The sequence below is a fragment of the Pseudomonas sp. AL03 genome, assembly GCF_029960815.1.
GTDB lineage: Bacteria > Pseudomonadota > Gammaproteobacteria > Pseudomonadales > Pseudomonadaceae > Aquipseudomonas.
In genome coordinates, this window is sequence record NZ_JASBRE010000001.1 from 336,662 (window position 1) to 349,543 (window position 12,882).

At 58.8% G+C, this 12,882-nt stretch carries 9 protein-coding genes; all 9 read right to left on the bottom strand.

The features are described from left to right. Positions 1-38: 38 nt before the first annotated feature. Positions 39-1,163, bottom strand: a complete 1,125-nt coding sequence (locus QK293_RS01500) for a mannuronate-specific alginate lyase (RefSeq protein WP_282375206.1) — start codon at positions 1,161-1,163, stop codon at positions 39-41. A 7-nt stretch (positions 1,164-1,170) separates the two neighbouring features. Next, positions 1,171-2,631: an alginate O-acetyltransferase gene (locus QK293_RS01505; protein ID WP_282375207.1), complete on the bottom strand. Its 1,461-nt coding sequence runs from the start codon at positions 2,629-2,631 to the stop codon at positions 1,171-1,173. 10 nt (positions 2,632-2,641) lie between these two features. Next, positions 2,642-4,231, bottom strand: coding sequence for a mannuronan 5-epimerase AlgG (algG, locus tag QK293_RS01510; RefSeq protein ID WP_282375208.1), 1,590 nt, complete (start codon positions 4,229-4,231; stop codon positions 2,642-2,644). A 26-nt stretch (positions 4,232-4,257) separates the two neighbouring features. Next, positions 4,258-5,745 carry an alginate export family protein gene (locus QK293_RS01515; protein ID WP_282375209.1) on the bottom strand — a complete coding sequence of 496 codons (1,488 nt, stop codon included), beginning with the start codon at positions 5,743-5,745 and terminating at the stop codon, positions 4,258-4,260. Continuing rightward, positions 5,742-7,148: an alginate biosynthesis TPR repeat lipoprotein AlgK gene (algK, locus tag QK293_RS01520; protein ID WP_282375210.1), complete on the bottom strand. Its 1,407-nt coding sequence runs from the start codon at positions 7,146-7,148 to the stop codon at positions 5,742-5,744. Before algK ends, QK293_RS01515 begins: the two co-directional genes overlap by 4 nt. A gap of 11 nt (positions 7,149-7,159) precedes the next feature. After that, positions 7,160-8,329, bottom strand: coding sequence for an alginate biosynthesis protein Alg44 (locus QK293_RS01525; protein ID WP_282375211.1), 1,170 nt, complete (start codon positions 8,327-8,329; stop codon positions 7,160-7,162). A gap of 35 nt (positions 8,330-8,364) precedes the next feature. Then, positions 8,365-9,849 carry a mannuronan synthase gene (gene alg8 / locus QK293_RS01530; RefSeq protein WP_282375331.1) on the bottom strand — a complete coding sequence of 495 codons (1,485 nt, stop codon included), beginning with the start codon at positions 9,847-9,849 and terminating at the stop codon, positions 8,365-8,367. A 119-nt stretch (positions 9,850-9,968) separates the two neighbouring features. Beyond that, the gene (locus QK293_RS01535; RefSeq protein ID WP_282375212.1) at positions 9,969-11,285 is read right to left on the bottom strand and encodes a nucleotide sugar dehydrogenase; all 1,317 of its coding nucleotides are present in this window, start codon (positions 11,283-11,285) and stop codon (positions 9,969-9,971) included. Positions 11,286-12,097: 812 nt separating this feature from the next. After that, positions 12,098-12,877 (bottom strand): peroxide stress protein YaaA, encoded by a 780-nt coding sequence (gene yaaA / locus QK293_RS01540; protein ID WP_282375213.1) that lies wholly within the window; start codon positions 12,875-12,877, stop codon positions 12,098-12,100. Between the last annotated feature and the right edge of the window lie 5 nt (positions 12,878-12,882).

A 12,882-nucleotide genomic window follows, 5' to 3' on the forward strand; every position in this document is an offset into this window, starting at 1 on the left:
GGAGCAAGCTCGCTCCCACAGGGGTATTGCGTTTGGCTCTAGGAGCCTTTTTTGCCTTTTTCACTCGCCGGGTCGTAGACCTTGGTCAAATCCCCACCGAGGCGGAAGGTCTTGAACGGCTGCATTTCGCGCTTTTTCTCAAGCACATCCGGCGAGCAGGTGTAGAGCGTGCAGAACGGTTCGAGCCAGGCAAATTTCGAGTCGACCTTGAGGTCGGTCATGTCCTGCTCTTTACCGTTCTTCTTCTCGAATTCTTCCGGGTCTTCGACACCCGCGAGCACTCGATCACCCAGGCGCTTCAATGCGCCGTTGTTTTCCTGACGCAAGTCCACACCGTTCACCTGAGCGAAACTGGCGATCATCGCCAGGGGCGGCAGGGCGTAATTGTGATAGGAGAGGGCGCGTTGCTGGCGCTTGAGTTCGTTGGGCAGGAAACCCTCGGCGTCGATTTGATTGACGCCGACTTTGTATTCCTTCACCGACCAGTCGAACAGGTCGCGGCGGTTGGTGGCGATGGACGTTGCCATCACCGACCAGGCGGACCAGTACGAGTGGTTGTTGGTTTTTTCCAGCGGCAGGTTGTCCCAGTCGCTGACGACTTGATCAGCCATTTTGCTGAACCAGGCCTCAATCAGTTGCGCCTCTTGCTGATGGTTCGCCAACGGATGCGAGTCGGAGAATTTCAGGCGGATATAGGACGAGGCCATGCTGCCCAACGCCCATTTGCGCATGGACTTGCCGGTGTGGTTGAAGTCCTTGGACATCAACGCATCGGCCTTGGCCCAGGCGGTCAACCAATTCAGGGTGCATTCCAGCTGTTCCGGGCGACCATCACGCATGTACTGCATTACGCGCTTGCTGGTGCCGCGCTCAATCTTGGTGATGTCGGCAGTGGTATCGCGGAAGGCTTTTTCCGATGCCTCGTTCAGGGTCGAACGGGCCTTGTCGGAACCTTCGTACTTGCTGCGAAATTGCAGCGAGCCGGTGTACGGCGTCGGCATCGCATCACAGCCTTCGCGCTTGTCGCCGGTTTTGACTTTTTCAATCGGCGCGAAGTATCCCTGTGGCGGACGCAGTGGCGCGGCGGCCTGGGTGGCCCCGGCGAACATGGCCAGGCTCAACAGGGACGGTGCGATCAATCTTTTCAAAGTTCGGGTTTGCATAATTGCCTCATTGCCCGGCCTGAGCCGTACGCTGCTCAGCGCCTGGGAACACGTTGCGTTTGCAGATTTTCGCTTCGACTTTCTGTGGCGCGGCACCTGCTTCAGGGCCCTGGATTTCGACGGCCAGCAGATTCTGCGAGGCCCAGTCTTCGTCCGTGCGCAACTCAAAGGCGAAACGCCCGTCGGTATCGGAGGTTTCCGGTTTTTCGATCTTGATGTCCTCGTGGCGACCGTTCATGTACCAGAGGGTGGCTTGCAGATTTTTCACCGACGGATCGGCGAAGCGAATGTCAACCTGGTGGCTGCTGTTTTGCAGATTCAGGTTCTTGCTGTTGACCATCAATTCGTTCTTGCCCGGTTTCAACGTGGTGCTGCCGGTCAACTGTGCATCCTTTCCTTCGCAACCGTTGTCCAGCAGCGCCATCATCTGGCGGTAGGTGGTTTCCTGGTCGAGGCGATAGAGCGGCGAGAATTCCCAGATCAGAATCTTCGGTGGCTTGGTCTGGAACTCTTCGCTGCCCAGGTACTGCAGCATCGAACCTTCCAGGCCACCACCGGGGAACGCCACGTTGAGGATGTCGGCGCCGATGGCCTCTTCTAGGAAACCGGCGAAGTTGTAGTTCTTGCCACTGTGGCTGGTGCCGACCAAGGTGACTTCCGGATTACCGGAATCACTGAACAGATCGCCATCAGCGGCTTCGCCTTTGGGCTCGGTGGTGAACTGATCCATGTACTGGATCGCGTAACTGGTGCCACAGAGTTGACCGGCCATATTGTGTAACGTTCCGGTTTTGCCCATGCGACCCGACTTATGGCTCTCGAATTCGCGTTTCGGCACGTCGGCAAAGGCCGGCATTTTCTTGATTTGCTCACCGACGATTTTCGCCGTGCGCTGGGCGCCATACGGTGTCCAGTGTTGGTCGCCGCGGAAGTAGAAGTCGTGGGCCTGCAGGGTCTCAGGCAGCGATTCGTTGGTGAGCGGCGACAGGTCCGGCACGGTGTAGCCCATGGCGGCGAAACGCCCGAGCATGGTCTTGTAGTTCTTCAAGGCCTTGTCGAAATCGAACTTGGCTTTGTCTTCCGGGTTGAGCTTGTTACGGTTCACAAGACCACGGGTCGGCTGGTAAACAACGACCAGCTCCACGCCTTTGCTCTTGAACGCGTCGTGCAGTTCTTTCATGCGCTTGTAGCCGGCGGGCGTGGTGTCGAACTCGGTGCGCAAGTCTTCTTGCGTACGGAATAGCCAATCGCCCTGAGCCTGCACCAGCGTGGTGAAGTTCTGCTGGTAACGCGTGGTGTAGTTTTTCGCGTCGTGCGCTGCCGGGCACAGGTTGCAGCACGGTTCGGCGTCGAAGCTGGGTGGCTTTATGTTGCCGGCAGCTTCATCGGCACGAGCGCCAGCGCTGGCCGCGAGAATGCCGGCGGTCAGGGCCGACAGGCTGAGTAATTTGATCAAGTGTGAGTGCATAAAATTATCCTCAGTCCTGCATTTCGGTCTGGCGTTCGACAGGGTCGATCAGCACGGCTTTCTGCTGGCGTACCAGCAGGTCGAGAATTTCATCCTGGCGCTCGCCAAGAATTCCGTTGAAGCTGATGCCGCTGGATTTGGTCGGCGCGAGCATGGACACGCGATACAACTCGACGCTCAGCGGCGAGTCGATGGACAGTGGTCCGCTGCCGTTGCCGGCCAGTTCGCCACCGACGATGATCAGCGACACCTGGGCGTCGAACGGGTCGAGCTTGATGTCACGGTCGGTGTCGCTCAGGTCCTTGATGTGCCCGTAGACACCGGTCAGGCCGTTGGCCATGGACAGGTTTTCGTAGAGGCGGATGTTCACGCTGTTGCGAATCCGGATGCCGTGACGACGGTTGCTGATCACCTTGTTGCCCCACAGCAGGTTGTCGCCACTCTCGTAGAGGGTGATGCCGTCGGTGTGGTTCTTGTAAATCTCGTTGTAGGCGATCAGGTTGCTCACGCTGTTACGGTCGATCACCAGGCCCGACAACTTGTTGTCGTAGCTGCGGTTGTTGAAGATGAAGCTTTTGTTGACCTCACGGGAAATGATGATCCCGTGCTTCTTCTTGGTCCCGAACACCGTGTTGTCGGCGATGATCAGACCGTGGGAACGGTCATGCGGGTCAATGCCGTAGACGATGTTGTCTTTGTAGGTGTTGCCCTTGACCACAAAGTCGCGGGTTTCGTAGCAGTAGAAGCCGTACCACATGTCCGAGAACTCGGAGCCGACAATCCAACCGGTTGGTTCAGGGCGCTTGAGCACCTTGGCCATGTTCGGCGTGTACTGGGAAATACTCACGCCGTAAGACTTACTGTTGGCGTAGCCGAAACTGGCGATCTTGCTGTTGGCGATGTAGGTCTCGGTGCCACCCCAGGACAACATGAACGGACGGAATTCCTTGGGCGACTTGTAGGCCGCCGGGCCGTTTGCCTTCTCACTCCAACCGGTGATTTTGGTATCACGCACGAACAGCTGACCGTCGTTGACCAGGAACGAACCGGCCTCTTGAGACAGGCGCAGTTCCTGGGTCTGCTTGTCGATTTCCAGAATGCCCTTGTTACCCACCACGATCGGTAACTTCGCCAGGAACACGCCCGGTGAGGTTTCGCTGAAGTACTGCTCGGGCACCTTCTTGGCCAGATCCTTGAGGTTCATGTAGCCGTCGTCGACGAAGATGGCCTGCGGGATGCCGTGCTGACGCACCACCCATTCAGCCATCTTGTTGTCGCCGCCGATAAAGTCCTTCAGGGCGTTTTCCTGCATCATCCGGCGCACGCTGATTTTGCCGGGCTTGGTGCGCACGATTTTCGCGGCGATGGCTTCGGCGGTGTAGCCGGAGGTGTCCGGCAGTGTCGGTTTGGCCAGCTCCAGCGGCGCGGTCGGCGCGCTGCTGACGGTGTAGGTCTTGGCCTGTTGCAACCCTTTTGCAAGGGTCGCCGGTTGCCCTTTTTGAACGGGCGCGGTTGGCTCCACCGTGGCGAAGGCTGCCGTGCTGACCAGCAACATCGCGCCGGCCAGCAAGGTCATCGAGCCTCTCTTCGGACTGTTCATGTCAGGAACTCCCTTAGCGGTTCGCATCAGAAGCGCCAGATCACGTCGACAAACGCGCGGTGCATGTACGAGTCGACGCCTTTGCCATACGCATCGCCGGGCTTGAACACACCGCCACGCACACGCACCAGGGCCGAAGGCTCATCGATCGATTGGCTCAAGGCTGCGGGCAGCAGGCCTTGCTTGAAGTACTTGGTGACGACCACGTCCATTTCCTGGCCGAGGTCTTTGTTGCCATCTTCCAGCGGCAGGGACGTGCTGGAGAGCACCGCGCCGGTCACGTCGTCGGTGTCATTCTGGACGGCATTGATGCCGTTGCTGCCGACCGGCTTGTTGCCGTCGACGCGCCAGAATTTGTGGTAGATCACACTGGCGTCGTATTCGTCGTTGAGCATCCACGAACCGAATAAGGTGGCGGACTGCATGTTGTTCGTTTCACCACGGAACGCTTCGCCGAAACGGTGAACCCGCGAGCGAGTACCGGTGTAGTTCGAACGGTTGCTTTGCAGGCCGTTCTGTTCGTAATCAGCGCTGGCACGGGCATAAGCTGCACCGACTTGCCATTGTGGATCGAGGCGCAGGCGTACACCGAGGTCGGTGGCCCAGCCATCGACGTTGCCGCTGGATTTGGCTTGTGCCGGCGCGTTGCCCTCGGCAGTCAGCGGGTTGACCGTGTCGCGGTCGCCGCTCATACCGGTGATGCTGCCCCAGTAATTGACAGTGTTGGTGTTGCGCCAGTTGTAGGCATCGCTGTCGGCGGTGAGGCCGAGCCAGCTGATATCGCCATTCTCTTTCTTGTCCAGAGAATCGGCGGGAACACCCGGCTGCGCGGTATCGAGCTTGCCGTCATCGTGGGTGTGATGACCGCGAATGCCGACCCAGTTGCCCGGGTTCCACTGGTACGCCGCGTCGGCGTAAGCGTGCAGGCGATCCTTGTCCTTGGGCGCAAGTTCGGTGAGGTCGGTACGGTACTCGCTGAAGCGTTCGGCAACACCGGCGTTGGCGCGCAACAGGGTGGTGTCGAAGGTCCAGTTCAGGGCTTCGATGTTGGTGTCGCGCCATTGGCCGTCGTCATTGCGCAGGCGCTGGCGACCGAGTTTGAGTATCTCGCCGGGGTAGGGCGTAAGGCCGCTGTAACCGACCCAGAACTCGCGCATCGCCAGGTAGTTTTTCTTGGTCTTGCGATCACCGTTATCGGTGGCCTGGGTGCCGTCGCTGTCGGACTGCTGCAGGGTGTCAGTCTCGATGATGTCGGTGGACGTCACCGCCTGGCCCATGGCATAGGCGCTCCATGCGCCGCTCTCGCCATAGACCCACGGACGCAAGTCGAGGCCGACGCCATTGACGTCACCGCCCTCGGCAGTGCCAAGGTCGGCGTCGTCTTCGGACTGGGCGGTGACTTTCACATCAAGGCCGTAGTTCTTGCTTTCAGTCAGGGCCGCCAGGGTCGGGCACGACCACAAGAGGGCGAATGACAGGCCAATACCGGCCTTAACGAATGGATTCAACTTCATAGGGATTCCTCGCCGTCTTCTTCTTCCAGGGCATGCAGTTCCAGCGTGTTCTGGCTCAAGGCACCACGAACGGCCTGTTCTTGTTTCAACAGGCGTTGGGCCTCGGCGAGCTGGGCAGGCGGCAGTTGGGCTTCGAGTGTTTGCGCAAGCTCAGTGGCTTGCGGGGTGTTCTGAGCCTTGGCCAATTGGCTGAAGACGTAAGCGTTGAGCGGGTCGGGCTTGGTGCCCTTGCCTTGGGAGAACAGTTGGGCAATGGCGAAGTCGGCGCTGTTCTGGCCGTTACGCGCAGCCTTCAACAGGTGATCCAGCGCCTTCTGCGAATAGACCTTGCCCAGGTAACCACGGCGGTAGATCTGGCCGAGGTAGTAATCGGCGGCCACTTCCTTGTCGACAGCTTTCTGGAAATGCTCTTCAGCGACTTTGGCGTCGGCCGGCACCCATTTACCTTCGTAATAAAGCTTGCCCAGCAACAGTTCGGCACGCGGCTGGTCAGCGGCGCGGCCGTTGTCCAGGTACTTCATCATCGTGTCGACGTCGCCGAGTTCAGGGAAGTCGTAGAGCAATTGCGCCAGGCTGACCCAGGAAGCGGGGTAGGCGGGAGCGATGCCTTCGAGCAGCGACTGAGCCGTTTTCTCGTCGGTCTTGCCCAAGGAAGCATCGCCCAATACGCGGGCCACGCTGTCCACGCGCTGTGCGGAAACCGTGCCACGAGCCTGAGCGGCTTGCATCTGCTTGATCAGCTCGGCCTGTTGTTCCGGCTGGGCTTTTTTCTGGTAGACCGTGGCCAGTTCGACATAGCAGATGTCGGTGGTGTTCAACGCGGCTTTGCAGATCGTTTCCACTTCGTCCAGGTGCTGGTCGTAAGTGCCCTGGGTGCGATAGAGCAGCACTTGGGCGAGGCCCGCTTCCGGTTTGCCTTCGGCGCGCCATTGGCTGATCTGCTGCTGCGCGTTGACGTTCGGGAAACTGTGTGGGTATTGCAGGTACAGCATCGCCAGCGGGATCAGGGTGTTGCCTTCGCCATTGGCCGAGGCTTTTTTCAACAGGCCTTCGGCTTCGTGCTGTTCGGCTTCGGTGGAGCCGGGTTTGGCCACCAACAGACGACCCAGGCGAGCCTGAGCCCGTGGCGAGACGCCGGCCGCGGCGCGGTAAGTCGCTTCGGCACGCTTGATCTGCGCCGGGTCACGGCTGTCGACCTGGATATCGGCAAGGCCAACCTGTGCTTCGCTGTAGCCCAGGTCTGCCAGTTGCTGGTAATTCTGCGCCGCCAGCGTGGTATCACCGCGCTTGAGGGCTTCGTTGGCCAGACGCTGGTCGGGCAGGCCGGCGCATCCGGCCAGGGCGATAGCCATGGCCAGAGTCAACGGAACTGGCAGGATTCTGAGTGGGCTAGTCACGGGCATGTCCTCTGTTATTAACGACCGGCGGCCATGGCTTTATCGATCAGCCAGTTCAGGTTCGGACCACGAGTGGCGTTCACTTCTACCGGGCGACCGGCGAAAGCGCTGTCCAGTGGCTCGTCAGGCTTGATCTGCACGCGGATGTCGGACGACAGGTCGGCGCTTTTCAGGCTGGTGCTGCTGACGATCGTGCCGCTGCGGGTTTTGTCTTCGCCGGCGATCTGGAAGCTGACGGCGCTGCCTGGAAGCACATCGCCGAACTGGCGATAGGAGAAGCGCGCTTCAACGTTGGCTTCGCTGTTACGCGGCACCAGTTGGAAGATCACGTCGCCCTTGCTGGCGTACTGACCGTTGGCGACCATTTGCTGCGCCACGGTGCAATCGCACGGCGACGTCAGGGTGCCGGTCATTTGCTTGCCGAACAGATCTTCAACCTTGGCCGGTTGCAGTTGGTTATCGTCCAGATGGCCCTTGAGTACGTCGAGCATGCTGGTGCTGAACGTCGCCAGCGGGGCGCCTTTGGCCGCAACGCCGTCGGTTTTCACCAGGCTCTGCACAGTGCCGTCGCGCGGCATGGTGATGTTCATGCCCGCCACGCTGACCAGACCGGCCTGGGCGTGGCTGACGAAATACATGCCGTACACCGACTTGAAAATGAAGCCGAATGCCGTCAGACCGACGAGGAAAATCGCGAAGCTGAAGGTCACTGCACGCAGACGACCGAACGCGGTCATGCCGTGCCCGCCATCCTTGACCTTGCGCGCCTTGGTGAAGTTGTCGCGCTGCAGGGTTGCCAGCACTTCACCCATGCTGACGATGTCGCCGGCCAGGTGCGAGGTGATCAGGTGGCGCAGGGTAGAAATGTCCTGAGGTTCGAGGTTCTGGAACTCGCAACCGGTACGGCCGGTTTCGCGCTCGTGGGAACGGACCAGTAGCTCGACGTCCATGGCCAGGCCGAGGTTATCGATGACGAACTGCAGGCGGGCCTTGTACTTGTCGCCGATCTTCAGTGGCAGCTGACCGGCGTTGAAGGCCAGGCCGCCAGCGGAGAGGTCGAGGACCCGAGCTTCTACCGGGGTCCGGTCAGGACCGTAGAAGCGCAGCTTGGCCGGGATTTTCACTCGGGCGTGCTGGCGCTGGGCTTCTGATTCATGCACTACGTTGGCGTTGACGGCGGTATTCATATGGACGATTTCCTAGTTAATTCAGGCGAGTTCGGTCAGACCATCATCAGCAGCACAGCAACAAAGATGCTGCCGGCGGAGAAGGTCATGGTCCGAGACGACCAAGTGTTGAACCAACGTTGAAAGCTGGCGAGATCACGGGTCAATTTGGTGTCCTGGCGAGTCCAGGATTGTTGGTCGAGGCGGAAGAACACGTAGATCTTCACCAGCGCGCCGACGATCTGGTTGTAATAGAGAATCGCCGGGTAGGCCGGGCCGATCTTGTGACCGGAGCAGGACAGCAGCAGGGTCAGGATCAGGCGGGTAATGCCGATCCACAGCAGATAAACCAGGATGAACGCGGCGCCGTACTTTAAGGTGGCGAGGATCGCAACCGTCAGGCCCAACAGCGATGTCCACATCGATACACGCTGGTCGAACAGCACCACTGAAGTGAACAGGCCGAGGCGTTTCATCCCCAGGCCCAGGGCGCGGGAGTTCTGGCGCAGGTTGTTGCCGTACCAGCGGAACATCAGTTTGCGACTGGCCTTGATGAAGCTTTTTTCCGGCGGGTGTTCCACGGTGTGAATCGCAGCGTCCGGCACGTAAAACGTGTCGTAGCCCAGGCGCATCAAGCTGAACCAGCTCGACTTGTCATCACCGGTGAGGAACTTGAAGCGGCCCAGGCGCCAGTGTTGCAGCGAGTCGCTTTCCACGTCGGCGATGAAGTCCGGGTCGGTCACCACGGTGGCGCGGAATACCGACATCCGCCCGGTCATGGTCAGCACGCGTTTGGACAGGGCCATCGAGCACATGTTGATGTGGCGCTGGGCGAATCGCAGTTTGTGCCATTCACTCATGATGTAGCCGCCGCGCACTTCACAGAACTCGTTGGTGGTCAGGCCGCCGACATTACCGAACAGCTGGAACCACGGCACGGTCTTGAGCACGACGCCTTCGGCGAGCACGGTGTCGCCATCGATCACTGCAACCACTGCGCGGTCGTCCGGCAGGTGGCGGGAGATGGCGCGGAAACCGTAGGCCAGGCCATCGCGCTTGCCGGTGCCGGGAATGCGCACGAAGTCGAGCTTGACGCGAGCCGGTGGGTTCATCCGGGTCCACAGGCTTTTCACCAGCTTCTCATCGGACATTTCCACGATGGAGCAGACCATGGTGGTCGGCAGACCGCAGTCGATCGCTTCGCGAATCACCGAGGCGTAGACCTGGGCGGTGGTCAGCGCGTCGATACGAAAGCTGGTGACCATCAGGAACACATGGGACGGGTCTGCCGCTTTACCCAGCTTGCGCACTTTGCGCCGCAGGTGCGGGTAGACCACGTACAGAAACAGCATGCCGCGCAGAAAGTGCGTGGCACCCATCGAGTAGCGCCAGATACCGACGATACCGATCAGGAAGATGAAGTCCTTCGACTCGGCGTCGAACGTGGACGCAGGCAACGCCATGGCGATGCCCATCAATAAACTTAGGTAAAACAGCCAACCGGCGACCTGAAGTAGGCCGTGCTTTAGCCTGTGCATAATCTGCATCCGTCTCTATCTCGGGCGAGCCTGTGGGGTGGCCCGATGGGGTTAAGGCAGGCGAAAAAGCCGGGAGGATTTGCTGGCGATATGATCGCCGCAAACCCTCCCGATGCCGCTTGTTACCAGCAGATGCCTTCAGTCCGACCACTTGCGCTAGTGGCTTGGGACATGAAACCGACCAGGTCGATTACTTGCTTGCCGTGTGGAGCTTCCTGCGCCAGCGCGCGGAACTTCTCGTCACGGTTGCCGAGGATGATCACGTCGGAGTTGTTGATCACGTCGTCGAAATCGGCGTTGAGCAAGGACGAGACGTGAGGGATCTTCGACTCGATGTAATCCTTGTTCGCGCCGTGAACGCGGGCATATTCGACGTTGGTGTCGTAGATGCTCAGGTCGTAGCCCTTGCCGATCAGCATTTCCGCCAGATCAACCAGCGGGCTTTCGCGCAGGTCGTCAGTACCGGCCTTGAAGCTCAGACCCAGCAGGGCGACTTTGCGTTTTCCGTGGCTGGTGACGATGTCGAAGGCGTTCTGCACCTGGGACTCGTTACTGCGCATCAGCGAGTTGAGCAGCGGTGCTTCCACGTCCAGCGAACCGGCACGGTAGGTCAGGGCGCGAACGTCTTTCGGCAGGCAGGAGCCGCCGAACGCGAAGCCAGGGCGCATGTAGTACTGGGACAGGTTCAACGTCTTGTCCTGGCAAACCACTTCCATCACTTCGCGACCATCGACGCCGACAGCCTTGGCGATGTTGCCGATCTCGTTGGCGAAGGTCACCTTGGTGGCGTGCCACACGTTGCAGGTGTACTTGATCATCTCGGCCACTGCGATGTCCTTGCGGATGATCGGAGCATCGAGCTCTTCGTACAGCGATTGCAGAACGTCGCCCGAAGCCTTGTCGAACTCGCCGATGACGGTCATTGGCGGCAGGTCGTAATCGGCGATCGCGGTGCTTTCACGCAGGAACTCTGGGTTCACTGCTACGCCGAAATCGACGCCGGCTTTTTTGCCGGAGCAGTCTTCGAGGATCGGGATGACAACGTTTGCGACAGTGCCCGGCAGAACGGTGCTGCGAACCACGATAGTGTGGCGGGTGGTCTTGTCACGCAGGACAAAACCGATCTCGCGGCACACGGCTTCGATGTAGTTCAGTTCCAGATCGCCGTTCTTCTTGCTCGGCGTGCCAACGCAGATCATCGACAGATCGGTGGCGCGAATCGCCTCGGCGAAGTCGGTCGTACCGCGCAGGTGGCCCGTCTCGATGCCCTTCTGTAGAAGTTCGCCCAGACCCGGTTCAACAATCGGCGATTTGCCGGCGTTGATCATATCGATCTTGTCTTTGGCGACATCGACGCCAACGACGTCATGGCCCCGTGCAGACAGGCAACCGGCACATACTGCACCGACGTAACCCAAACCAAATATGCTGATGCGCATCGCATTTACCTCTGTATTTATCAAGCCATCACATGGCCGGAGTTAATGGTGTTCAGCGGTCATAGTGCACTCGGAAGTGCGCCTTAAAGGCGCCACAATGCCGCGTGCAGGCATATAAGTTCCGAGTGTCTAAATAAGGTCACTCAAAATGTGCGCAACTAGGCTTTTATTGTTATGGCGTGCCCTGTTATGCAGCTGATCTTCTAATCAGAAGACATTCGTGCAAAGGTCTTGCGCGCTCAATGCCAGGCCAGAAGCCCGTAAATCAAGCGGTTTGGTGCTCAGGTGAGCACGTTTATAGGGGGCGCAGCCTTGGTCTTATAGGGGATATTTATGATGCTTATCACCTGTCCTTCATGTGTTGCCCAAATCAGGGACCCGTAAGCAGAAGTTAATGTGACAACTTTGCTATGTGAATCTCTACTCTGCGTAAGTTATCTCGTACAAGCGCCGAGAGAATGGTTACCGATGGTATGAGCGACGCGTTTGGACATAGTTCCTGTCCGCCCATCGCGAATTCTGAAATTTCTTGAAATATCGAAAAAGATGGCACTGCTCTCATATTGATAGCAACGCCTGTTTAACCCTTGATACATAGGGCTATTGCTGCATTAGATAGTTATGTGCCACTACCGATAAAAAAATTCAGTGCCACTACTGAAAAAAAACATCAAAGTCGAGTGAAACTAAAGTTAGAAAACCAGGTGATTGTTTTTTTGGCGCCAGTGTAATGGCGAATTGAGCGGGGAATTGTCGGACGATCGGATGTCGGCGCACGAATCGTTAATGAGGCGTGCACCGATCGGGGTGCCTTACTCTGGGGCGTGATCGCGCAGGAACACCAGATGGTTCGGTTTAGACTGCTCGGCGCTGTAGCGATAGCCTTGCAGGTCGAACTGCTTGAGGGCTGCCGGGTCGTTGATGCGTTCTTCTATAACGAAGCGACTCATTATGCCGCGGGCCTTTTTCGCGTAGAAGCTGATGATTTTGTACTGGCCGTTCTTCAGGTCCTTGAATTCGGTATTGATGATGCGCGCGTTCAGGGCGTTGCGTTTGACCGCCGAGAAGTACTCGTTGGAGGCCAGGTTCAGCAGCACGTCATCGCCTTGATCGGCCAGGGCTTCGTTCAGCCATTCGCTGATCCGTGTGCCCCAGAAGGCGTACAAATCCTTGCCACGGGCATTCGTCAGTTTGGTCCCCATCTCCAGTCGATACGGCTGCATCAGGTCTAGCGGGCGCAGCAGGCCGTAAAGGCCGGACAACATGCGCAAGTGCTGCTGGGCGTAATCGAAATCGGCCTCGCTGAAGGTTTGAGCATTCAACCCGGTGTAGACGTCGCCCTTGAATGCGAGCAATGCCTGTTTGGCGTTGGCGGGGGAGAAAGCCGGCGTCCAGCTGCCGAAACGCGCGGCGTTGAGCCCGCCGATCTTGTCGGAGACGTGCATCAACTCGCTGATCTGCGCCGGGGTCAGTTCGCGCAATTGCAGGATCAGCTCCTGGGAATGGTCGAGGTATTGCGGCTGGGTGAAGCGCTGGGTCGCCGGCGGTGTTTCGTAATCGAGGGTCTTGGCGGGGGAAATCACCATCAGCATGAAGT